The 23,862-nt window shown below is 44.8% G+C and carries 21 protein-coding genes, 1 rRNA gene, 1 other RNA gene and 1 pseudogene; 8 read left to right on the top strand and 16 right to left on the bottom strand.

Annotated features, from left to right (window positions below; all coding sequences use genetic code 11):
• The 10 genes from T546_RS0117060 to tadA form a co-directional block, all read right to left on the bottom strand.
• Window positions 1-102, bottom strand: a 16S ribosomal RNA gene (locus tag T546_RS0117060); the annotation flags it as partial.
• A 521-nt stretch (window positions 103-623) separates the two neighbouring features.
• On the bottom strand, window positions 624-1,001 hold the full coding sequence (locus tag T546_RS26480) for a CvpA family protein (RefSeq protein WP_408643063.1): 378 nt from the start codon (window positions 999-1,001) through the stop codon (window positions 624-626).
• Window positions 1,002-1,354: 353 nt separating this feature from the next.
• Window positions 1,355-2,188, bottom strand: coding sequence for a Cof-type HAD-IIB family hydrolase (locus T546_RS0117050; protein ID WP_026892667.1), 834 nt, complete (start codon window positions 2,186-2,188; stop codon window positions 1,355-1,357).
• A 12-nt stretch (window positions 2,189-2,200) separates the two neighbouring features.
• Window positions 2,201-4,786: a tetratricopeptide repeat protein gene (locus T546_RS0117045; protein WP_026892666.1), complete on the bottom strand. Its 2,586-nt coding sequence runs from the start codon at window positions 4,784-4,786 to the stop codon at window positions 2,201-2,203.
• 29 nt (window positions 4,787-4,815) lie between these two features.
• Window positions 4,816-5,412, bottom strand: a complete 597-nt coding sequence (gene recR / locus T546_RS0117040; RefSeq protein ID WP_024838038.1) for a recombination mediator RecR — start codon at window positions 5,410-5,412, stop codon at window positions 4,816-4,818.
• A gap of 2 nt (window positions 5,413-5,414) precedes the next feature.
• Window positions 5,415-5,768 carry a YbaB/EbfC family nucleoid-associated protein gene (locus tag T546_RS0117035; RefSeq protein ID WP_026892665.1) on the bottom strand — a complete coding sequence of 118 codons (354 nt, stop codon included), beginning with the start codon at window positions 5,766-5,768 and terminating at the stop codon, window positions 5,415-5,417.
• A 30-nt stretch (window positions 5,769-5,798) separates the two neighbouring features.
• Window positions 5,799-7,364, bottom strand: a complete 1,566-nt coding sequence (gene dnaX / locus T546_RS0117030; protein ID WP_026892664.1) for a DNA polymerase III subunit gamma/tau — start codon at window positions 7,362-7,364, stop codon at window positions 5,799-5,801.
• A gap of 13 nt (window positions 7,365-7,377) precedes the next feature.
• On the bottom strand, window positions 7,378-8,457 hold the full coding sequence (locus T546_RS0117025) for a 6-phosphofructokinase (protein ID WP_026892663.1): 1,080 nt from the start codon (window positions 8,455-8,457) through the stop codon (window positions 7,378-7,380).
• Between the two features lie 215 nt (window positions 8,458-8,672).
• An RNA gene (gene ffs, locus T546_RS25100) (signal recognition particle sRNA large type) lies at window positions 8,673-8,935 on the bottom strand.
• Window positions 8,936-9,003: 68 nt separating this feature from the next.
• Entirely contained in the window at window positions 9,004-9,492 is a 489-nt protein-coding gene (gene tadA, locus T546_RS0117020) for a tRNA adenosine(34) deaminase TadA (RefSeq protein WP_026892662.1), read from the bottom strand.
• 69 nt (window positions 9,493-9,561) lie between these two features.
• On the opposite strand from tadA, the gene T546_RS0117015 reads away from it, so the two are divergent.
• Window positions 9,562-10,257, top strand: coding sequence for an anaerobic ribonucleoside-triphosphate reductase activating protein (locus T546_RS0117015; protein WP_026892661.1), 696 nt, complete (start codon window positions 9,562-9,564; stop codon window positions 10,255-10,257).
• A 22-nt stretch (window positions 10,258-10,279) separates the two neighbouring features.
• Here T546_RS0117015 and T546_RS26475 read toward each other — a convergent pair.
• Window positions 10,280-10,720: pseudogene (locus T546_RS26475) on the bottom strand (DUF6128 domain-containing protein); the annotation flags it as partial.
• 1,462 nt (window positions 10,721-12,182) lie between these two features.
• On the opposite strand from T546_RS26475, the gene nagB reads away from it, so the two are divergent.
• The 7 genes from nagB to T546_RS0116975 all read left to right on the top strand — a co-directional run bounded on the left by nagB (window position 12,183) and on the right by T546_RS0116975 (window position 17,525).
• On the top strand, window positions 12,183-12,908 hold the full coding sequence (gene nagB / locus T546_RS0117005; RefSeq protein WP_026892659.1) for a glucosamine-6-phosphate deaminase: 726 nt from the start codon (window positions 12,183-12,185) through the stop codon (window positions 12,906-12,908).
• Window positions 12,909-13,282: 374 nt separating this feature from the next.
• A complete protein-coding gene (locus T546_RS0117000; protein WP_026892658.1) occupies window positions 13,283-14,086 on the top strand; it encodes a hypothetical protein in 804 nt (267 codons plus the stop codon).
• Window positions 14,079-14,936 carry an ABC-2 family transporter protein gene (locus T546_RS0116995; RefSeq protein ID WP_242842252.1) on the top strand — a complete coding sequence of 286 codons (858 nt, stop codon included), beginning with the start codon at window positions 14,079-14,081 and terminating at the stop codon, window positions 14,934-14,936. Before T546_RS0117000 ends, T546_RS0116995 begins: the two co-directional genes overlap by 8 nt.
• Entirely contained in the window at window positions 14,890-15,900 is a 1,011-nt protein-coding gene (locus tag T546_RS0116990) for an ABC transporter ATP-binding protein (RefSeq protein ID WP_026892656.1), read from the top strand. Before T546_RS0116995 ends, T546_RS0116990 begins: the two co-directional genes overlap by 47 nt.
• A gap of 63 nt (window positions 15,901-15,963) precedes the next feature.
• Window positions 15,964-16,368: a bacteriohemerythrin gene (locus tag T546_RS0116985; protein WP_026892655.1), complete on the top strand. Its 405-nt coding sequence runs from the start codon at window positions 15,964-15,966 to the stop codon at window positions 16,366-16,368.
• A 171-nt stretch (window positions 16,369-16,539) separates the two neighbouring features.
• Window positions 16,540-16,959 carry an HIT family protein gene (locus T546_RS0116980; RefSeq protein ID WP_026892654.1) on the top strand — a complete coding sequence of 140 codons (420 nt, stop codon included), beginning with the start codon at window positions 16,540-16,542 and terminating at the stop codon, window positions 16,957-16,959.
• Between the two features lie 14 nt (window positions 16,960-16,973).
• Window positions 16,974-17,525 (top strand): TIGR01440 family protein, encoded by a 552-nt coding sequence (locus T546_RS0116975; protein ID WP_034599738.1) that lies wholly within the window; start codon window positions 16,974-16,976, stop codon window positions 17,523-17,525.
• A 121-nt stretch (window positions 17,526-17,646) separates the two neighbouring features.
• On the opposite strand, the gene T546_RS0116970 is transcribed toward T546_RS0116975, so the two are convergent.
• The 5 genes from T546_RS0116970 to T546_RS0116950 form a co-directional block, all read right to left on the bottom strand.
• The gene (locus tag T546_RS0116970; RefSeq protein WP_026892652.1) at window positions 17,647-19,314 is read right to left on the bottom strand and encodes a peptide ABC transporter substrate-binding protein; all 1,668 of its coding nucleotides are present in this window, start codon (window positions 19,312-19,314) and stop codon (window positions 17,647-17,649) included.
• Between the two features lie 204 nt (window positions 19,315-19,518).
• Complete coding sequence (locus tag T546_RS0116965) at window positions 19,519-21,249, bottom strand: oleate hydratase (RefSeq protein WP_084326489.1); 1,731 nt, start codon at window positions 21,247-21,249, stop codon at window positions 19,519-19,521.
• Window positions 21,250-21,402: 153 nt separating this feature from the next.
• On the bottom strand, window positions 21,403-22,275 hold the full coding sequence (gene rsmA, locus T546_RS0116960) for a 16S rRNA (adenine(1518)-N(6)/adenine(1519)-N(6))-dimethyltransferase RsmA (RefSeq protein WP_026892650.1): 873 nt from the start codon (window positions 22,273-22,275) through the stop codon (window positions 21,403-21,405).
• Between the two features lie 24 nt (window positions 22,276-22,299).
• The gene (locus tag T546_RS0116955) at window positions 22,300-23,067 is read right to left on the bottom strand and encodes a TatD family hydrolase (protein ID WP_026892649.1); all 768 of its coding nucleotides are present in this window, start codon (window positions 23,065-23,067) and stop codon (window positions 22,300-22,302) included.
• A gap of 13 nt (window positions 23,068-23,080) precedes the next feature.
• A complete protein-coding gene (locus tag T546_RS0116950) occupies window positions 23,081-23,839 on the bottom strand; it encodes a TraX family protein (RefSeq protein ID WP_026892648.1) in 759 nt (252 codons plus the stop codon).
• Window positions 23,840-23,862: the final 23 nt, after the last annotated feature.

The following is a 23,862-nucleotide window of genomic DNA, read 5'->3' as shown; positions in this document are numbered from 1 at the left end:
TAAATTCCATCCGAAAACTTCCTTTAAAATGCTTCGCTCGACTTGCATGTGTTAAGCACGCCGCCAGCGTTCATCCTGAGCCAGGATCGAACTCTCAAATTAAATGTTCAATCCACGGTCAAAATCAACTACTAGCTAATTTATTTCCCGTTTTACTTGTTGTTTGGTTCGTATACAATTTCTTGTATTCGTTCTGAATTTCTCATTCAAAGCTGCTCAAACGCAGCTTATTATTAGAATTTTCAGGGTTTTACATACTGTTCAATCTTCTGTTTTCAAAGTGCTTTTTGTTGTTATCTCTCGATTAGCAACTCATGTAGTATATCATGTGGCGTCTCGTTTGTCAACAACTTTTTTCATTTCTTTCAACCGGCTTTTTCGGTTGCCAATGTGGTTTGTTCCGCATCGGAACTATAATATATCATGTCCCAATCTTATTGTCAAGGGAATTTGTTCCATTTGTTCGAACAATTTTTCAGAACTTGCTTTTCCTCCTATAATACAGGGATGAATCCCTGTATTTTCCTGGGATGCGGGAAAAGAAAAAATCTACAAACCAGGCTATTGGCGCCTGTGCTTGTAGATTTGTTTTAATTGAATATTGGATAAATACAATTACTTTCCTATTTAAACCCCTGGAGGACCCCTAGAACCATGAGATTTAAGAAGTTATGATTGTATAGGTAGGAAAGCCATTTGCTGGCTTCTATTTGTCTGGAAAGCATGAGTCCCCATTCGGTTCCTGAGAACGCCGTGATGAGGATACAGGCAAGCCAGAGAAATACAAGACCCTGGATTCCGCCTAATAAAGCTCCTGCGATCTTGTTGATTCCGGATATGATGGGGAGCCTTGCAATGATATTGAGCCAGCTGGCAATCATCTTCATCGCCACATAGACGACGGCAAACAAAATGACGAATCCGACGGAATTTAATATCTTATTTGCAAGATAGTTTCCGACGTAATCGGTAAATGCCTGCACTCCGAGGAGCTGATACATCTCACTGTTGTTATTTTCAATCAGTGCATTCTTCATGTTCTGAGGCAGATCAAGCTTTTCGATGATCGTCCGCTGGACAGAAGGTGCGTCTGAGGAGATATCACCTGGGGCTTCTTCTCCCTGAATGCCAACTGACTTTTTCATGCTCTCGGAAATCGTCTGCTGGATTTTTGTATTCTCTTTTAGAAATTCCGTAACCGTTGGCAGTGCCACCCGGACAATGGTCAGTGAAAGGATCACTGCCAGCATGGATACGACCAGCCGGATAAATCCTTTGTAGTGGCCGTATAGAACCATTCCGAGCAGATAGATTCCTGCGATTACAGATAACCAGTTTTCCATATATAGCCTCGTCATAATTGTTTCCCAAATACCAGGCGGTAAATAGCTGCTGCTACTCCGTCATCATCATTGGTTTCTGTAACATAGTTTGCTTCTGCCTGGAGTTCCTTGCTTGCATTTTTCATTGCAACCCCCACTCCTGCCATGCGAATCATGGTGAAGTCATTTTCACCGTCACCGATTGCCATGGTCTGAGCCCTGTCGATTCCTAAAAGGTCTGCAAGGCGGTGAATGGCTTCCCCTTTTGATGCGCCAAGGGCATTGATCTCCAGATTGTTTGAAATGGAGGAAGTGACCAAAATATCAGCCTGCTTATTTAATTCAGCTCTTAATCTGGCCCGGCCTTCCATGTCGGGGAAGAACAGATTGATTTTTTCCACTGGCTTACGAGTGTTTCTTACATAGTCTATGATACTTGGATGGAGGTCCCTGGTTTTTTTAACCAGATCCTGCAATGCATCTGTCAGGCAATAGTCAGATAGATTCTCAAAGAATTTAGGTTCCGTGATACCTCTTCCTTCTATATAAGGATCATACATGACGGGATAGTTGTCTACGAACTCTAAAAGCTCCATCGCTTTTTCCCATGTCAGCATTCTGGTATCCAGCACAGCTTTTTCCTTTAAGTCATGTATGACTGCACCATTGGTTGCTATGGCATACCGGATACCGTCTATATCTTTTATCTCAGATGGTATGCCGTCTGCAGTCCGCCCGGTGCAGGGGACTATTAATATTCCATTTTGAATACATTCAGTAAGTGCCTTACGATTTGCTTCTGAAAGCTGTTTTTTACTGTCCAGTAATGTTCCGTCCAAATCTAGTGCAATAAGCTTAATGTCCAATTTTATACTCCATTAATATATGAAATGTTCTTCTTTTAAAACCAGAAGTCCGTCTTTATCGTACTTGGAAGAAAATAGGTTTTTGATCCGTTTTCCAAAGGTTGGTTTTTCTGCCCGGTCTGCGGCTTCTTCTATGAGACTCTCTGCAGATGTTTTACTTAATGAGATACCGTCTTCTTCCATGATTTCTATTCGCTCATATAGGGCAAGCATGCTCTTGCCTGTAATGCTGCAATCGATCTCATTGGCATAACGACAGGCATATTGGGCAAATTCATCAATGTCCATTTCCTCATTCGAAACGTAGGAAGCTGCTTCCTCCCGCACGGTCTGGGTTACTTCCTGGCTGTACGACTCATTGTGAGAGTCCTTTTTATTTCTGGAGAAAAGTTTTTTACGGGGAGCTGGCTCTTCTTCTACGGGCTCCTGGGGTTCATACGCTTCGTCGGGAAGATAATTGCTTTCTTCTTCATAGCTGTAATCTTCCTGATATTCTTCCTCATAATCTCCCTGAGGCTGGTAGGAAGCCTGGTCCTGGTAATCGGACTCCTGATAATCGGTCTCCTGATAATGAGTTTCCTTATTAGAGGTATTGCCGAAGGGATTCTTTTCTTCATAAGGCATCTCCGTCTCAGGATATGGGGCAGCCTGGTAGTCTGTATGCGGTTCCCTTAAAATCTCCGGCTGGGAGGCAGGGCGTTTTGACGGGGATGGTGGAGCCATCTCTCCGCTTCCAATGCATTCGAACTTACTGGCAAGAGCGGGATGTTCCCTATGTAAGGTTTCCATCTGCTTTGGATTGTCAATAAGAACTACGATCATTCCGCTCGTATCCTGGCTCATGATATGGTTCAGCTCATTTAAAGCTTCCGGAGTAAGGTCTCCGGCTTCCTCAATGACAAGGTCTTTTCCAGCAAGCTTTTCTGCGCAGGCCAATACTCCACGCTTGGATAATTTGGAACCGGTGATTTTTGCTACCGGATTGTTGACACCATTTTCCTTATGAATCTGCTTTAAGGCTTCCACTGCCATGGAAAGTCCCTTTTCAGGGGTTCTTGCTTCTATCATAAGATGATTCCGTACTGGAGTATCATCTGATTCATTATCTTCTTCCTCTTCATAGAGGTCCTCAAACTGAAGGTGGTCCGCGGAAGCGGAGCGGAGCTCCTCCTGAACTGGTTCATAGAAGCTTTGTTGTAAGTTTTCTATTTCTGAAGAGTATGAATCATAGGCTGGCTCAGTCTGAGGGAAATATTCTTCCTCTTCTGCGGTTACGGCAGACTGCTCACCTTCGAACTCCCCATTTTCGTAAACGTCAATATTTTCCTGATAATTGTCGTCCTCTTGATTATAGTCGGTTTCTTCCATGGCGTATTGGGACATGTCAGGCTCTTCCATCTCATACTGAAGATTGTTATATTCCTCTGCAGCGTACTGGGAGTTCCCGGGGTCTTCTTCGCCATACTGGTAGATGCCAGGTTCCTCGGAGAGGTATTGAGCATTCTCTGATTCCTCTGGATTATACTGGGACATCTGAGAATCTTCCTCAGCATCGTAGCGGGAAATCGTTGGTTCTTCCATACTGTACGGGTAAATCTCGGACACATTGAGGGTTGAGTCTGTAAAATCTTCTTCGATGACAGGTTCCGAATGGGTTTCCATGCCTTTCGGTCTTTTTACAGAGGTCATGGGGCGGCCGACTCTTCGGATGTCTTCTAAGACTCTTGTATGCTCCAATTTTGTCTCGGGCTGAAGTACCGGCTCATCATAGGAGATCTTTGATAATTCTCTTGCAAGACTCTCCTGAACAGCGGCTTCCTCTATGGACGCTTCCAGATTAGAGACCATTGGGGTTTCCTGGTAGAGAAATTCAGGCTCCTCTATCTGAGCTGGTTCTTCGTCGTAATATTCTTCCTCTGGCTCTGCCTCTTCTGTGGGCATGCCATTTCCATATCTTTGTTCTACGGCACGAAGTCTTGCTTCATACTTGTCCCTGTTTTCTACAAGGTCCATCTGATAATGGGTGAGAGGGGCATATTTTATCTTAAGGTCCATGGCCTTATCTACATATTTGCCAAGGCCGAACATGAGCATGATACGGTCACAGGTTTCCACGCAGCGATCGGGCATGCCAGCCAGGCTGTATAATTCTGCAAGCTCATAAAGCCATTTCTCGTCAAGCTCCACACTTGTGTAGGACTCCAGGGAATGGATGAGCTGCTGAGCCGGTGCACCTTTTGATTTTAAGATCATATAGCGCAAAAGCTGCTGTCTTGGGTCCTCGGAGGCAAGATCGCCGAACTCTTTGTAATAAGCTTCGGCTTCTTCGATGTTGCCTTCCTTGATGGCCAGTTCAGCCAGTTTATATAACAGGCGCTTTCCAATGGGAGCGCGTTCGTAAGCCTGCAGAAGAATGTCCTTGGCTTCCTGATATTCTTTATTTTTCTCATAGACCATGGCTACCATGGACAGTAGATTGGTGTTGCGCACTCTTCTCCAGTCGATCGTATCAGCTATCTTCATAGCCGTCTCATAGTCGTTTTTGCCGACCAGTTTTTTAATCTGTTCAACCTTTATATTAAACTCGTACTTATCCATTCTTTGCATCTCCTAACAAGGCAAATGAGTTACAGTTCGACCCTGCCTTCCAGGGCCCGTAACAATGTTACCTCATCTATGTACTCTAAGTCTCCTCCAACGGGTACTCCGCTGGCTATACGGGTAACTCTGATTCCTGTCGGTTTGATCAGCTTGCTGATATACATGGCTGTTGTCTCGCCTTCAAGACTGGAATTGGTGGCAATGATCACCTCTTCCACGTCTCCCTGCAGTCTCTGCATCAATTCCTTCAGCTTTATGTCTCCAGGTCCGATTCCAAGCATTGGGGAAATGGCACCGTGAAGGACATGGTAAACGCCTTCAAACTTTCCGGTTTTTTCATAGGCAGCTAAATCTCTTGTATCTTCCACCACCATGATCACCTTATGACTGCGTTTTTCGCTCATACAGATGGGACATCGTTCCTTGTCCGTCAGGGTAAAGCATTCCTTGCAGTAATGTACATTGCGTTTTGCTTCTGTAATGGATGAAGCAAGGCCTGCCACTTGTTCCTCCGGCATATTGATGATGTGAAATGCCAGACGCTGTGCGGATTTACTGCCAATGCCCGGAAGCTTTGACAGCTCTTCGATTAACTTCGTTATCTGACTGCTATAGTAATCCATAATTAGAACGGAAAGCCTCCGCCTAAACCGCCAAGCCCTCCGGTAAGCTTAGCCATGGCAGAACTATTCTCTTCCTCCATCTCACGGAAGGCTTCGTTGGTAGCTGCCATAATCAGGTCCTCTAACATCTCTATATCATCAGGATCAACAACTTCCTGAGACAGCTTTACAGATGTTACTTCTTTTTTTCCGGAAACAGTAACGCTTACGGCTCCGCCGCCTGCTTTCGCGGTGTATTCCTTTTCCTCAAGGGCCTTTGTCGTCTCTTCCATCTGACGCTGCATCTTCTGTGCCTGCTTCATTAAATTGTTCATATTGCCAGGCATTGCGCCTGAAAAACCGCCACGTTTTGCCATGGGATCTGTCCTCCTGATTTTCCTGTTCTATTATTCTTCTATTGTAATATCCATTAAAATGTTTGTCTTTAGTTCTTCGTCGCTGACGTAAATGGTATCCAGGCGTTCGCCTCCGCCACGAATTCTTGTCTTAAAGTCGATGGACTTTTTGTAATGATCTTCTACATACCCTTTTAACTCTGAGATTACAGCTTCTCTGCTTCCGATCATGTAACTGTTCTGATCATCGAAAACGATGCAAAGACAGCTTTCTCCGGCTGGTTCCACCACCGTTTCCCGGAAGCTGGCCCTGTTGGGGCCTCCTAATTCACGGGTGATCTTTCCCCATTCGCTTCGGATCAGATTTAAGTCTTCCAGCTGTCCTTTCGGTAGTGAGATACGCTCTGCTGGAGTCATCTCCTCTTTCGGAGGTGCTTCTTTTTGCACAGCGGCTACCGTTACGCCTTGCTCCAGCTGCTTTTCTATGGACTTGATTCTCTCAATGAGGGAGTCTAAGTTTTCTTCCATCTGGGGACGGGTCAGCTTTATTAAGGCGACCTCGATGAGCACCCGTTTCTGGGAGGCATAGCGAAGCTGGTTGGATAGATCTGAAAATACACGGATATACCGAAGCAAGGTTTCCTGATCGATCCTGTTACTGTCCTCTTTCAGGAGGTTCTGGTTCTCTGTTGACATATCAAGCAGGTTATCTGCATCGTCAACAGATTTTAAAATGAGAAGATTTCTCAGGTACCAGATAAAGTCTACCACAAACTGACTAAGCTCTCTACCTTGTATTACCATTTCCTCTAAAGTGGAGATGCAGTCCTTTGTCCGGTTCTCTGTGATGGCACGGAACAAGGTTCCGAAAACAGTGATATCCACCGCACCGAGGACATCCAGGACATTGTCGTAGGTAAGTACCTCTCCATAGTGAAAGGCAATGCACTGGTCTAACAGGCTTAAGGCATCTCTTAAGGCACCGTCCGCCGCTTTTGCGATATAAGTAATGGCTTTGTCTTCCACCTGTATTTGTTCGGCGGCAGTAAGGGCCTTTAAATGGTCTGAAATCGTCTCCACCGTAATGCGCTTAAAATCATATCTTTGACAGCGGGACATTACGGTTACGGGAATCTTATGCACCTCAGTGGTAGCTAAGATGAATATCACGTAGGAGGGCGGCTCTTCCAGAGTCTTTAACAGTGCGTTAAAGGCTCCTGTAGAAAGCATATGAACCTCATCGATGATATAAACCCGGTATTTGCCTTCTGTGGGAGGATATTGGACCTGGTCCCTGATCTCCCTGATGTTCTCGACGCCATTGTTGGAAGCGGCATCGATCTCTACTACGTTAAGGGAAGCACCGGCTGCAATGTTTTTGCAGGTTGGGCATTCTCCGCAGGGACTTCCATCCTCCGGGTGCTCACAATTGACTGCTTTTGCAAAAATCTTTGCAATACTTGTTTTACCGGTTCCTCTGGTTCCGCAAAACAGATATGCATGCCCGATACGCCCGGAAACTATCTGGTTTTTTAATGTTTGTACGATATGGTCCTGTCCTTTTACATCTGTAAAGGACGGCGGGCGCCATTTCCGATACAATGCCGTATATGACATGCTGATTGACTCCTTATTCGTCCCCAAAGCTAATGCCTATCATCTTGGCTTCCTTGACGATAGAGCATTGAGGGTCGACTGTTTTTAATTTTCCGGCAACTTCAGAAAGGGGCATCTTAACAATATCATTGTTCTGTACCGCTACCATATTGCCGTATTCCTTGTTCTTAATAAGCAGGGCCGCTTCTGCTCCAAGCCGGGTGGAAAGCACACGGTCAAAGGGACATGGATCTCCTCCTCTTTGCATGTGGCCTGGCACAGTGACCCGTACCTCCTGGCCTGTCCGCTCCGTGATCATGGCTCCGATCTCGTAAGCAACAGATGGATAAACGACTCCGCTCTTCTTTTTCTCTTTCAGCTCTTTTTTACTGAGAGCTGCATTCTCTTTTGAAATGGCACCCTCGGCTACGGCAATGATGGAAAACTTTTTGCCGTTCTTGGTGCGGGTCTTTAAGGCTTCAATTACGATATCAAGATCATAAGGTATCTCCGGAAGAAGTATAATATCAGCTCCTCCTGCGATGCCGGCATAAAGAGTCAGCCAGCCTACCTTATGGCCCATGACCTCCACAATAAAGACTCTTCCGTGGGATGCGGCTGTAGTATGAATGCAGTCAATGGCATTGGTTGCCACGTTCATCGCACTCTCGAAGCCAAAGGTCATATCCGTTCCCCATAAATCATTATCAATGGTTTTTGGGAGGGAAACTACGTTAAGCCCCTCTTCCCTGAGAAGATTGGCTGTCTTTTGGCTTCCGTTGCCTCCTAATACCACGAGGCATTCTAATTTCAGTTTTTTATAGGTGTGCTTCATGGCCTCCACCTTATCAAGGCCATTGGCATCAGGGGTACGCATCAGTTTAAATGGCTGTCTTGAAGTGCCTAGAATGGTTCCGCCTTTTGTTAATATCCCGGAAAATTCCTCAGGTCTCATAATACGGTAATCTGTATAAATAAGGCCTTTGTAGCCATCTTCAAAGCCTATGATCTCTATATTGTCGAACATCCGGTAAAGTGCTTTTGCCACGCCGCGCATGGTTGCGTTTAAGCTCTGGCAGTCTCCTCCGCTCGTCAGCATTCCAATTCTCATCATGAAAGCACACCCCTTCTTTGATTAGATTTGTTTAGGGAAATAGGTACTATTATACCCATTTTATTCTCAATTATAATACAAAGGGGAATGGCGGGCAAGGGAAAACTTCATTATATAAGAAAAATAAGAAATTTGTAAAAATGAACTCCGGGAATTGTAAAAGACACCGCAAAACATAATATGTTTCCGGCGTCTGATGAATTTTATATTTAAATCCGTGCGTCTCACTTTGAACCGCTATCACAGGCGTTACCCTGATAGTTAACTCAGTCCAGGCACCCTCACGGCACACAATAACATTCATTTAGTGCTGCTGCATTCCTGCCCTGACACGGTTCACGAAGTACTGTTGCGTAAGACCCAAACGTCATCGCCACTTTTCAGGGGCAGCCCTGCAACAGGACGGCCCGGGGTGAGACATCACCCCTGCTAGAGCGGATTGCAGGTACAGGGCACCGCTATCTCCCCGGCTGCACGGAAGCTTTATGACATTTTAGTATATAACCGGAGTTAAGTATACATGGAAACATGGGGATTGTCAAGGTTTTACAGGGGATTTGCCTCTTCCAGTTTCTGTTTTTTCTTTTCCCTGAGTTCCCGGAAAAAGTTTTTCATCATTTGGGAGCAATCCTCTAAAAGAACTCCGATTTCTGTCTCCACCTGATGGTTGAACCGTTCCTCATGAAGCATGTCCAAAACGGAGCCTGCGCAGCCTGCCTTGGGGTTCATACATCCGATGACGACTCTTGGAATTCTGGCCTGGACAATGGCTCCGGCACACATGGGGCATGGCTCTAAGGTCACGTACATGGTGCAGCCTTCTAATCTCCAGTCTCCCATGTATTTACATGCTTTTTTGATGGCATTGATCTCCGCATGAGACAGAACATTCTGATCTATGGTACGACGGTTATAACCACGGGCTATGATTTTATCTTCATAGACAATGACACAGCCAATGGGTACCTCGCCGATGTCACGTGCTTTTTTCGCCTGTAAGAGAGCAGCTCTCATATATTTTTCATCACTGGTCATGGTAATTCCTCTTTGCATTTTATTATGGTATAATGAAAGTATAACATGAAACAAAGGAATGGTGAAGCTATGAAACTTTGCGGACTTCAAAAAACTACGCTTCTTGACTATCCTGGCCATGTAGCTGCTACCATATTCCTTGGCGGCTGCAATTTCTTATGTCCTTTCTGCCATAACAGCCAGTTAATTGGAGGGGATGTGACGCCATCATTTTCAGAGGATGAGATTATGGATTTTCTTGAAAAACGGAAGGGGATATTGGAAGGTATCTGCATTACAGGCGGTGAGCCTACCTTGAATGGAGATTTAGAAGCTTTTATTGAAAAAATAAAGAATTTAGGTTATCTTGTGAAGCTGGATACCAACGGGTATCGGCCTGAGGTGTTAAAAAGGCTGGTCTCTCTGGGGCTGCTTGATTACGTTGCCATGGATATTAAGGCGGGGAAGGATAATTATCCAAAGGCCTCCGGGATTGCCGGAATCCATATGGAACAGGTGGAAGAAAGTGCTGCTTTTTTAATGGAGAAGCATGTCCCTTTTGAATTTCGTACTACGGTGGTGAAAGGTATCCACTCTCAAAAGGACTTTGATGATATTGGAACGTGGCTTATGGGGCCCTCTCTTTATTATCTTCAGAATTATGTGGAGTCTGAGGAGGTTTTATGCCCCGGATATGAGTCATTTACCAGAGAGGAATTGGAAGCTTTTCTCGGGAGCTTAAAACCATTTCTGCCAAATTCATCACTTCGGGGCGTTGAACTATAAGAACTGCAAACAAGGGGGCTGATCAGCCCCCTATTTTTACATCTGTGTACCAGAAACCAAACCTTCCGTCTTCCACCGGCTGTTCTTTTGACAGAACAAAGTTAGGGAAGCCAAACATAGAAGCCATATACCGTTCATTGCTGTAATAATGGCCCGGAACGCCTAAAAGGTAACGGGGCATTCCATTTTCATTGAAAAGCTTTGCCAGAATTAAGTAACGGTAATTGTAATAGCCGTGGAGCAGGAAGCTGTTGTTTCCATACACCCAGGCGTCTCTTGGCAACAGGCCGATGTCCTGGGGCTTGATGGTTAAGATCTCACAGCCTTCTTCATAGTCAAAGGCGAGAATTCTGGTATGTTCCCGTCTCATTTTATCCCATACAATATCATGAGGACTTTCTTCCTGGCCTTCATTCCTTAGAAGCCGTTCTAAATCAGCCGGATTGCCAAGCTTTGGAGTATCCGGATGCTGTACTGGTTCCTCCTTTAGCGGCGCATCGACCCGGTAAAGCAGGGTTCTGCCAGGGGAAGGGGAATCTTCGTAGGATATGGCCTCAGCAGGTACTGCTTCTGCTTCCATCTGACCAGCTTTATTTTCATAAGCCAAGGTATCTAATGTATCCTGGCTTTCCTCACCTTGGTCGCTCCATTCCTGGGAAACGGGGCCGGTAGCTCCGGTACGGTTTGCCCGAGGCACACCAGCGGTGGGACCTGTGGAAGATGGCGGCTGCTGCCACCAGCCTGGAACCGGTCCTGTTGTTACGGGACGGGAGCCCGGAACCGGACCTGTACTAAAGGGAGAGGAATCTCCATCCCAGCCAACGGTGGGACCTGTTATTGTGGGGCCTGGAGGTGTAGGACCTGTTGTCCGCGGTCCGATCCCTGGAATCGGGCCTATGAATACCGGGTTCGTAACCGGTGTTGGTCCTGTAGGGATGGGACGGGTTATGGACATTGGACCTGTTAAAGTTGGAATTGGCTCATTTACAGGCATTGGAGAAGGTCCTGTCGCACCTGCGGTTGGGCCAGTCATTCCTCGATTCGGGCCAGTCATTCCCTGGGTGGGGCCGGTCATTCCTCGATTCGGGCCAGTCATTCCCTGAGCGGGGCCGGTCATTCCACCCTGCTGTTGGGCATCCAACAGGGACTCTGATTCCTCAACTATGTAGCCTACGTTATTTTGCATTTCCACAGAGTCAGCTCCGGTGTCATTCTCCAGAGCATCCTTTATTGCATCACTTTCCAGAGAGGCAACCAGGTTCTCCTCCCCTACTGCGTCCTCAGCCTGCTGCTGGGATGTGTCTTTATTTTCTGATGTTTCACTGGACTGCAGCGGAAACTCTTCTTCTATTTCCCGGACAGCCTTTTTTATCTGCTCTTCTGAAATTGCGGGCCGGTCGTCACTTTGATTGGCCGGAGATGCTTTTTTTAATTCCACTTCTGCCGCATGGGATACTGCATCCTCCCATATGGTCGTATAGGAACGCCATGTATTTTTTACGTCGTGGATGGTCAGTCCGAAGCACTGATCCACGGCAATACCGGAATGCTCAATATCACTTGCTGATACTGCGGCTCTGAATTCACCAGAACCACCTCGAATGAAAATATTACCGAGGTAGATTTCCTGCTCTCCGGCTAATAAGTACACCCCTATATCATTGCCACCCACATATACCCGTTTCACACTTACCGTAATCTTGCATTGGATTCCTCTCGTCTCTATCTTGGCAAATCCGATGTTTTTTCCTTTGACTCCGCCTTCATAGGCGTAAATATATGAGATTAGTCTTCGATAGTTAGACATGCCACCACTCCTTTATAATTATTTTATGCAAAATGCCATTGCATGTATGACATAAAAATGTTATCCTGTTGAAAGAATAAAATAAAAATTTTTTCCAATCTTACGGAGGAATAAAAAAATGAAGCTTTATCGCGCCAAAGATTATTACGATATGAGCCGCAAAGCTGCCAATATTATCTCAGCTCAGGTAATCATGAAACCAAACTGTGTGCTGGGGTTGGCAACGGGTTCCACACCGGTTGGTATCTACAAACAGCTGATTGAATGGTACAATAAGGGGGTTCTGGACTTTTCCAGAGTCAAGACCGCTAATCTTGATGAATACAAAGGACTTACCAAAGACAATGACCAGAGTTATTATTACTTTATGCGTGAAAACCTTTTTCGCCACGTAAATATTAACGAAGCGAATACGAATATTCCGGATGGCACAGAAACAGACGCAATCAAGGAAGCAGCCCGTTACGAGGAAGCCATCAAAGAGCTGGGCGGCATTGACTTGCAGCTCTTAGGACTGGGACACAATGGTCATATCGGTTTTAATGAGCCATCTGATATATTCCCAAAGGAAACTCATATTGTTGATCTTCAGGAGAGCACCATCGAGGCCAACAAACGCTTTTTCGCCTCGATTGACCAGGTTCCAAGACAGGCTTATACCATGGGAATCGGCACCATCATGAGTGCTAAAAAGATACTTCTTGTGGTGAGTGGGGAGGATAAAGCACAGATCCTTCACGATGTTATTAAAGGGCCGGTAAGCCCAAGTGTTCCTGCTTCCATTCTGCAGCTTCATCCAGATGTGATCATTGTAGCCGATGAGGAAGCGTTATCTGAATTTTAATCCTGTCTTTCTTGACTTATAGACAGCCGAATGATATGATATTTTAAATTCTATTAAAAGGAGGTGAGACAAAATGAACCATATTTCCATTAAATTCACTACATTATGGCAAAATATTTATTTCATTACTGTGATTTTCTGTAATTTCGCACTGTCCGTGTATAAGTGCGCCCATTTTCACGAAAATCCCAGCGTCTCACCTCAGATTTTGTCTAACATCCGGTAATTAATTTTGCTGATGAATGACTGATTTTCTGCCCGGACGCCATAGGTGCCGGGTTTTTTTGTGGATTTTTCGGGAAATAAGAGTACATAACGGACTTCAACTTGTTTAAATACTGCTTATTTAACTGCAAAATGGAGGAATCTCATTCATGAATCAGAAAAAAAATATTCTTTCCGGCTATGGCTCCCTTCTAAAGGCCATACGCTCTACCATGTTCATTTGTACCAAACAAATTTTTGACGGCGGTTTTCTGTTCGTGGCAGGAGGCTATATGATTCAGGCCGTCCAGTTCGTCATGCTGATTTTTATCTGGAAGTCCTTAAATCAGGGTCAGGAGCTACTTACCTATACCTTGATGGCTACCATACTGCACCAGGAGCTAAATATCATTTCCCCCGCCACCTCCTCCCTTTGGGAGGGCTCGGTCATCGGACGTTTTTTAAGACCCATGCCGGTGGAAGCAAGCTTTATAGCGGAGACGATCGGAAAATGGTGGATTCCCAATTTTCTGTTTTTCGGACTGCCTCTATGGCTTTTGGCGCCATTCATTGGCATCAGTCCTTGGCCTGCTTCCCTACAGCATGGGATACTGGCTTTTATAAGCCTCATACTGGCTGCTTCTCTCGGCTTTGCCATTGACCTTATTTTTGCTTCTTTTGCCATGCATTTGAAAAACGGCTGTTTTGCCGCTTTGGCTATAAGAGAAGCTATATTTGCTCTGCTCTCCGGGGAGATGATTCCCTTTACCCTGTTTCCTAAGGCAGTGGGGACCGTCTTTTCCCTCATGCCTCTTGGTTCCATCGGCCACGGGCCGCTTACCATATATACAGGACTTGCAGATAATCCAGGTTTCGTTTTGGGGCTTCAGGTCTTTTGGAACTTAACTATCTGGACTGTGGCAATTTTATTTTTCAGAAAAAGCAAAGAAAGGATGATTTCTTTTGGTGGATAATTTAAAAACTGTTTTACGGCTGTATCGACGATACGCTGTCATGGATCTTCTATGGCTCCTTCGGGATACCAGATATTTTATCATACAGATTTTATCGGATGGGATCAGCGCTGGCTGCACCGTTGCCGGCGTTTATCTCCTGTCCCTGAATTTTGACCATTTCGCAGGAATGGGGCGAAATGAGATTTTATTTATGATGGGGTACGCCCTGTTTGTGGAAGGTATCTTTAACTTCTTTTTTATCGGCAATAATGCCGGATTTATCAGTCGGGTGGTAGGCAGAGGACAGCTTGACCACATTATGATTCAACCAGTGCCTCTTTGGGCTGAGCTTTTGACCCAGGGCTTTTGCCCATTTTCCGGCTCTCCCCTCTTACTGATGGGGGCAGGGCTTGCCTTATACGGCGCTTTTAAGGTTGGAATCGTGATGCATGGAACGTGGCTTTTATTATGCATGTTTTATGGTATCTGTTCCTGCCTGCTTATTATGGCATTTCTCTATATCATCTCTTCCATGGCCTTTTACGCCCCCGCCGCTGCGGAGGAAATTTCCATGGTGGGAAAGGATATGTTTTCTTCTCTTAAAACGTATCCACTGGGAAATATGAACCCGGTGGTAAAGAGGGTGTTTATCACCATTCTACCCATCGGACTCTCGGCCTGGTTTCCTTCTCTCCGACTTTTAGAGGCTGGAGTAAACAGCATGGCTTCCCTTAAACTTTTGCCGGCACTCTATCTTCCGGCGGCAACGGCAGTTTTTTCACTGCTTGCTTTATTTTTATTCAGGAAAGGAATGAAACATTATGAACGATATGGTTCTCCAAGGTACTCCGGCTTTGGTTTTAGATAACGTAACAAAAACATATTCCCAATGGCAAAGAAACGGGAAAGCAAAGGATATTATTAAAAATCTGTTAAAGCCTGAAAAAAGGGTGGTTACTGCCTTAGATAAAGTCTCCCTGACCATCGGACAAGGGGAATTTGTGGCTTATGCCGGGGCAAACGGGGCTGGTAAAAGTACCACGATAAAAATATTATCCGGCATACTTACACCTACAAGCGGTCAGGTGACTGTGCTGGGCTTAAGCCCTTTAAAGGACCGGATTGCCCTTATGGGCCGGGTAGGAGTTCTTTTTGGACAGCGGACAGAATTATGGTGGGACCACCCGGTCATCACAAGCTTCCAGTGGAAAAAGGATGTCTGGAATATCCCCGAGGAGGTTTACGAGAGAAATCTTCAAATGGCCACAGAGCTTTTGGATCTGTCTGATATCCTGAAAACGTTTGCAAGGGAGCTGAGTCTGGGCCAGCGGATGAGGGCTGACATTGCCATGCTTCTTTTACACGGGCCTGACCTGATTTTTCTCGATGAACCTACGTTGGGGCTTGATGTTCTAGCCAAGCAGCAGATGATTGGCTTCTTAAAGAGGCTGAACAAGGAGCAGGGGACTACGGTAGTCGTTACCAGCCACGACATGGATGACTTAGAGGAAATGGCCCAGCGGGTGGTTCTGTTAAACAAGGGTAACATTGCCTTTGATGGGGATTTTAACGCACTCAGGGATGTCATGGGCGGCTTCTACCGGATCTTAATTACCACTCAGCCAGAAATGCCTCCCCTCTCTCTTTTGGATATGAAGCTGTTAAAGTCTGAAAACGATGTTCATGAGTATGAATTCGACCGGACGAAGCTTCCTATTCATGAGGTCTTGGGAAATCTGTCTAAATTCAGTCAGATTCGTGATGTGGAGATTAAAAAGGCTCCCATTGAAGATGTGGTAGCCAATCTCTATTTAAGCTGGAAGGAAAAATAGTAGTTGGATTTTCCTGGGAAATAGTGTAGAATATCAATAAAAAATGGGAAACGGAGACGAATTATGGCATATACATTTACAAAAGATTTAGAGACTGGAAACCAGTTAATCGACAACGAGCACCGTCAGCTGATCGATGCAATCAATAACCTTTTAACCGCATGTTCCACCGGAAAGGGACGTACGGAGCTCGCTAACACTACAAAATTCTTACAGGACTATACAGCCAAGCATTTCAGCGATGAGGAAAAGCTGCAGCTTCAGAGCCAATATCCTGACTATGCAAACCACAAGCGCTATCACGAGGATTTTAAGAAAGTGGTTGCTGGCATCTGCCAGAAGCTTGATAAGGATGGTCCTACCATCTCACTGGTTGGAGAAGTTAACAGCGCCATCGCTGGCTGGCTGATCAATCACATTAAAAAAGAAGATGTTAAGGTTGCTAACCACTTAAAGAGCAAAGCTTAATACATACTTTTTGAAAAACAGCAGATTCCATTTGGGCTACCCGTTGGAATCTGCTGTTTTTTTGTAATTTAAATAATTTTTTTCCTCTTCTCTTTTAATCCTCATTGCTTTTTGATAGAATAGAATTTATGCATAAACTATTACACACTCTCAGAAAGAAGGTACATGATTATGAAGGATCCAAACTGCGCATACTGCATGAAGGGCGATCTGGTTGCGAAATTCGGTTACCCCATTTGTGAAATGGAAACAGGTTTTTTATATTTATTTAAGGAGCAGAGCAAAAAGGGCAGAGTCATTCTGGCCTATAAGGATCATGTCAGTGAAATGATCGATATCAGCGACGATGAAAGAAATGCATTCTTTGGAGAGGTCTCCAAGGTCGCAAAAGCCATTCATAAGGTATTTCACCCGGATAAAGTCAACTACGGGGCTTATGGAGACACCGGCTGCCACCTTCATATGCACATCGTTCCCAAATATAACGGGGGAGATGAATGGGGCGGTACCTTTACCATGAACCCGGACAAGGTTTACCTTACCGATAAGGAATATGAGGAAATGGCTGCGGCTATCCGGGAAGCATTATAGGCGGAGGTCATACCATGTTAGAAGAAATCAGAAACCAGGCTCTAAAGGCTGCAAAGGAGCTTTTGGAAGTCTCACATTTAAAAAAGGGTGACTTAGTAGTGATCGGATGCTCATCCAGTGAAATCGCCAATCATCAGATCGGCTCTCATTCCAGTGAAGAGATTGGAAAAGAAGTCTTTACAGCAATCCATCAGGTGTTCTATGAACAGGGGATTTATGTGGCTGCCCAGTGCTGCGAACATTTGAACCGGGCCTTAATTCTGGAGGAAGAGGCAGCTGAACGTTATGGCTACGAACCGGTAAATGTACTTCCTCAGCTCAAAGCGGGAGGTTCTCTTGCAACTGCAGCCTATCATACGTTTTCTCACCCTGTTGCCGTTGAATTGATCAGGGCTCATGCAGGCCTTGACATTGGAGATACTCTGATTGGCATGCATCTGCGTGCCGTTGCAGTTCCAGTACGGATCGACACCAAATATATCGGCTCTGCACGTGTGATTGCCGCACGTACCAGAGCAAAGTATATCGGTGGTGTGCGTGCCTGTTATGATGATACCATTGGATAAGGTTACGATTTAAAAACATTTGGATTAATAGAAAAAATACGCCTTGATACGGAAGCTTTTTAAGTTCCGATCAAAGCGTATTTTTTTCTGCTCTTTAGTTAAGAATCATTGATTGGTTTTATTATTTGGTCGCGTACATAAAGAACCAATATCCATATGGAGAATGCCAGGTTCCCTTAATGTCTGTATTCTGCATATAAAAATCATTTGCATATACAAGTGGGGAAACAGCTGCATCTTCCATAATTATCTTCTCTGCCAAATGAAGTTTCTCATAATGCTCTGTCTTATCCGCAGTATCTCTGGCCTGATTTAAAGCAGCATCATATTCCGGGTTGCTATACTTACCATCATTGTTTCCGCTTTCAGAAGAAAGAACGTTCAGCATATTAGATGGGTCATCGTAATCGTATACCCAGCCGCCACGACAGATCTGGAAGTCACCGGCACGACGGGTTGGGGTGAAGGTGGACCATTCTACGATCTTAATATCCATCTTTACGCCAAGCTCGCTCCAAGCGTTCTGTAAATACTCTGCTACTGCCTTGTTGTAACCTGCATCGTTTGTCATGTATTCAATCACTGGGAAGCCATCACCGTTCGGATATCCTGCTTCTGCTAAAAGCGCTTTTGCTTTCTTTACATCTTCCTCATGATTTTCGATATCAAAGAAATCTCCGCCGTTGATGTTACGGGTCTCTTCTTCAAATGAGGATCCTTCTTCCTTGTCAGAAACTCCAGGTCCTACGAAGTTAGCTGCCGGAGAAGCTGTTTCCATCATCAGAGTATTTGCAATGTAAGCACGGTCTACGGCAAGGCTTAATGCACGGCGTACTTTCACATTGTCAAAAGGTGCCTTCTGAGTGTTGAAAATAGTATAAGAAGTAGCCATACGAGGCTCAATGTGGAACTCAGGGTTGCCCTTCAGACTTGGAATCTCTTCTGTAGGTACATCGCGGATCATCTGGATTTCTCCGGTACGATATGCGCTGTAAGCTGCGTTAGAGTCTTCCATCAGTACAAATTTGATGGTGTTAACGGTAATTTTATCTGCATTCCAGTAGTTTTCATTTTTTGCAAATGTAATGTGTGAACCTGGAACCCATTCGATCATCTTTAAAGGTCCGTTGGAAATATAGGAATCAGGGCTTAAAGACCACTGGTCGCCCTTAGATTCTACTACATCTTTTTTTACTGGTACCATACTTGCATGGGTAATAATTTTATCAAAATAAACGCAGGGAGCGGAAAGCTCTACGACAAAGGTCTTAGGATCTGGTGCGGATACACCAAGGGAATCAAGATTTCCTTTCGCGGCATCTTCGTATCCTTTTACCATGGAAAGCATGTCTGCTGCATATGGTGCTGCAGTCATAGGATCTGCTAAGTGCTTAAAGGAATATACAAAATCGTCAGCCGTAAGGTCAGAACCGTCGCTCCACTTTAAACCTTCTCTTAAATGAAAGGTATAAGTGAGACCATCATCACTTACGTCAAATTTTTCTGCCTGTCCAGGAATAATGTTATTCTTCTCATCAACCGTTAACAGGGTCTCGAATGCGTGCAGAATCATGTTTGCACCATCCATGGATGAGTTTAATGCCGGATCAATTGTTTCCGGATCTGGTCCGATCTGTACTGCCAGATCGAGGCCGCCAGCTGTGGTTCCTGCTGCTTCTGTGCCTTGGGTATTGTTGTTCTGAGCGCCGGATTTACCGGAACCGCCACATGCTGTTAAAACAACACTGGAAGCAAGAACAGCCGCTAATACGAGTGCCGTTTTCTTCATATTTCTTTCCTCCAAATTCTTTATCTTACGTCCGTCAATCGCAGACAACGCAGTTATTAGCATATCATAGAAAATGGCTCTTTGCAACGAGGTAATTATGCCATTTCCCCTTTGTGCAGTAGAGTATTACCGTGATAACGCGCAAAAGGACCAGCCATCTTCCGAAGAAAAATGTCTGGCCCACAAGGACACATTGACTGATAATTAACGATATGATGTCTTTAACGCTTTTAAAAGGACCTTAGGGTCATTGAAATAAGGCGTAACAGGACATACTTTTTTCTTTACACCCATAAGGGTATAGACTGCCATTCTGGCGGCTCGAACCGAGTATTCTTCGGTAAATACCATATCATCAGGAATCTCTACGAACTGACTAACCATGGCAAAGTTTGTGGAGCCTTTAGGGACTACTTCAGGACGGTCCGCCATCTTTCTTGGCTGGAACTGAGCATCCACATAAGGCATCATACATGGAATTACATTAACTACGTCATGAAGCAGCTCGTCTTTTTTATCTTCCATATGAAGGTGATGAAGCAGCTCGATCAACATCTCTTCTCCGGTACAGTCCTTCATTGGTTTTTTCACGAAATTGCCTTCCTCACTGGTATAAAGACCGTAACCCCAGAAAATAGTCTGATCCATGGGCTGATTTGTAAAATGGGGCTGAGCTGCCACTACAATGCTTAAGAGCCAGTTGGAATCCTTAAAGGTCATTAAAGCTCCGCTTCCCGGAACATTGCCGGAATACCGCTCTATCATTTTAAGAAGCTTATTTCCTTTGCTTGTCACGGTAAAGCTTTCCCAGTTCGTCTCATGTACATCTCCAAAGAAGGGATATGGATTTCCAAGTCCCTGCTTCTTAACCGCTACCTTGCTCCAAAGCTCTCCTGAAATCGGGCGAAGCACGGGGTCAGGGGCTGGTGTGTGAAGGTCTCCCAGAGTGGCACTGTCGGTCATGCAGGCATTTGTCATAATGCAGATATCCTCATCGGATAGCTCGACGGTTCGTTCTATGCCATAATCCTTTAGGTGAAGGGCTTTTACCGTAATTCCTTCTCCTTCTGCGAACTCAATATCCTTAACAACACAATTTTCTGCAAATGCCACGCCCTGCTTTCTTAAATATAATTCTAAGGGGCGGATTACGCTGTCATATTGGTTGTATGGAGTCCTTGTTACGCCTTCTAAGGTATCAATTCTTGAAAATTCCAGGATCATACGTCTCATATAGCGGCGGAACTCAAAAAGGCTGCTCCATTTCTGGAATGCAAAGGTAGTCTGCCACATATACCAGAAATTCGTAGTGAAGAAATGAGGCATATCGGCAAACCATTCTTCTATGGTCATGTCATCAAGCTTTTCTTCTGGCGTGTTCATGAGGCGAAACAATGCCAATCGTTCTTTTTGGGTAAAGCCCATGGATTTCACATCCAGGATGTTACCTTCTTTATCAATGAGTCTGGCTTTTGCACTGGTGGGATGAGCGTGGTCGAAATTTAAGATATCATCTGTCACGCTGCGACCGGGGTTTTCAAGGGAGGGAATCGTACGAAACAGCTCCCAGAAGTTTTCATAGGTTTCTTCATTGAGCATACGGCCGCCCCGGCAGACAAAGCCCTTTTCCGGCGTTCCGATTCCGTCATTGCTTCCACCCAATATGTGCATGCCTTCAAAGATGGTAATCTGGTTTCCCGGCATGCTGCAGTCCCTGATGAGATAGGCAGCACCAGCAAGGCTCCCCAGGCCACCTCCTATAAAATAGGCTTTTTTATTTTCCGCCTGGGGGGCTTCTTTCTGTTCTTTTAATGGCTTTTTATTCTGGCCATTTTTGCTTTTGTAATAATCGTATGTCTTTTTGGCGGCTATGCCGGTGGCGGCTGCGGCTGCACCTAAGACAAGCATTTTCCCGATTTTCTTTTTTTGTTTCATATGCATCACTCCATTCTATAGCTTATTCACTTCATTGCGTTTCTATTATCATACTTCATTTTCACTCCATCATACATAGGTTTTTTTCATTTCCTGTTCCATGAAAAACGGCACCATAGGAACGGTGCCGAAGGTCAGGCTTTTTACGCCTTTTTATATCTGTTTCATTTGAGTAAAGCAGTTACTTAAACCTGCAAATTCTTTTAATGTTAAGGTTTCTCCACGAACGGATGGGGAAAGTCCCATTTGTTCTATGGCCTCTATGATCTGTTCCTTGGTAAAGGAGACTTCAGGGGAATTATTTAACCCATTTTGAAGGGTCTTTCTTCTCTGGTTAAAGGAAGCGCGGATGAGACGGAACATGAGGTCCGGTTCCATTACCTCTACAGGAGAAGTTTTATGTCTTGTAAGACGAATCACCGCAGAACCCACTCCCGGCCGGGGCATAAAGCAGTTTGGCGGAACATTGGCAACGATATATGGCTCTGCATAATACTGGACTGCAAGGGATAGGGCGCCGTAATCCTTAGAGCCTGGGCCTACCTGCATCCGGTCTGCTACTTCCTTTTGAACCATTACGGTTATATTGTCAATGGGGACGCCACCTTCAAAAAGTCCCATAATAATGGGGGTGGTAATATAGTAAGGAAGATTTGCCACTACCTTAATGGGGCGTCCTCCGTTAAAGTCCTGAGCAATTTTATTTATGTCAACCTTAAGGATGTCATCGTGTATGACTGTCACATTATCATAATCTGCAAGAGTCTCTTTGAGAATGGGAATTAAATTGGAATCGATTTCTACGGCTACCACATGGCCCGCATTCTCTGCCAGATACTGTGTCATGGTTCCGATCCCAGGACCGATTTCTAACACGCAGTCTTCCTTTGTTACTCCCGCCGCAAGTATGATCTTATCCAGTACATGGGTGTCAATTAAAAAATTCTGTCCAAACTTTTTCTGGAACATGAATTCATATTTTTGAATGATCTCGATCGTTTTTTGGGGATTTCCCAGTGTTGCCATTCTTGTCCTCCGCTTTCTTTTCTGTTATCTGATTCGGTACATGGTTTTTGCATTTTGATTGGTAATCTTTATGACTTCTTCTTCGGATATGCCTTTGATCTCGCTGATTTCCTTTACCACGTAGGTAAGATTTAAGGAAGAGTTTCGCTTTCCTCTGTTTGGAACAGGTGCCAGGTACGGGCAGTCTGTTTCCAGAACCAGCTGTTCCATCGGCATATACTCTACCACTTCTTTCAGCTTCTTTGCATTCTTAAAGGTAAGAACGCCTCCGATTCCCAGATAAAATCCCATGTTAAGGTATTCTCTCGCCATCTCTTTTCCATAGGAAAAGCAGTGGATGACGCCTCCCAGCTCCTGGGATTTTTCTGCCTTCATGATGTCCAGAGTATCTTTGGCAGCATCTCTGCTGTGAATGATGATGGGAAGGTTCACTTCTCTTGCCAGGTCAAGCTGGCGGATGAACCATTTTTTCTGTGTATCACGGTCTGGTTCGTCCCAGTAATAGTCAAGACCGATTTCTCCGATGGCTACAATCTTTGGGTGGGAGGATTGTTCCTTTAACCATGTCATTCCCTCTTCGTCAAGTTCTCCGGTCTCGTTTGGGTGCACGCCGATGGCACCGTAAACATTGGGATACTTGTCTACCATATTCATGGTATTCTGTGAAGTTTTTATGCTGGCTCCCACATTGGTCACCGCTTCTATGCCGTGGAGGGCAAGGCTGTTTAACAGCTCTTCCCGATCCTCCTCAAATGCCTCATCGTCGTAATGGGCGTGTGTATCAAAAATCATGGTATCTCCTTATTTATAATTTAACTATTAAAAGGTAAATAAGATAGAGTAAAAGAAGGTGGACTGGATAGAACCAGTAGAAAAACTTATCCAAACTCCTTTTCCCTCTTTCTCCGTTGTAATTACGGATCGGGAACAGGGCCAACGCCCCGGCGCCTAAGCAGTAAAGGCTTTGCAGTGCCGCCACAAAACCAGATAAAAGACTTTGTAATTTGGGCTTATCCCGATATACGTAAAAGATCAGTATTAAAACAATACCAATAATATTATAGTCACATTTTATTAATACAGACGCGCCGCAGCCAACGACTATGGCCAGGGTCTGCTTTAATGGATCTCCGAATGCCTTCTGGTACGCGGTCAGGACCCAAAGTCCGATGAGCAGAGTAAATAACACATTCTGATATTCCGGGTGGAACCATTCTCCTGAAATTGCCAGGTCAAAGGGTACTTCAGAAACCAGAGCAAATATTAGGAGCCGGAAGCTATAGCGTTTTACATTTCTGGTATGAATAAAGCCTTGTACCAGAAGAAAACAAAAGATGGGAAATGAAATTCTTCCTATGACACGAAGGGCAAAGTCAAGATATCCCCATAGCTTTACCTGGGTAATTCCCATAAAGGTCTGAGTTAAGTCCATATTGGGGTTCTTAAATATTCCATTTTCAATTAATACTGCACCGATGTGGTCAATGAACATGGTGACCACAGCAATAAGCTTAAGGGTATATCCGGTGAATCCTTCTCTTGTGGGGCTTGTTGTCTCCTGCATGGAATTCTCCTTTTTAATACAAC

This window comes from [Clostridium] aerotolerans DSM 5434, assembly GCF_000687555.1.
Lineage (GTDB): Bacteria > Bacillota > Clostridia > Lachnospirales > Lachnospiraceae > Lacrimispora > Lacrimispora aerotolerans.
Note: the sequence above shows the minus strand (reverse complement) of the source record. Positions and strands in the feature narration are given on the sequence as shown.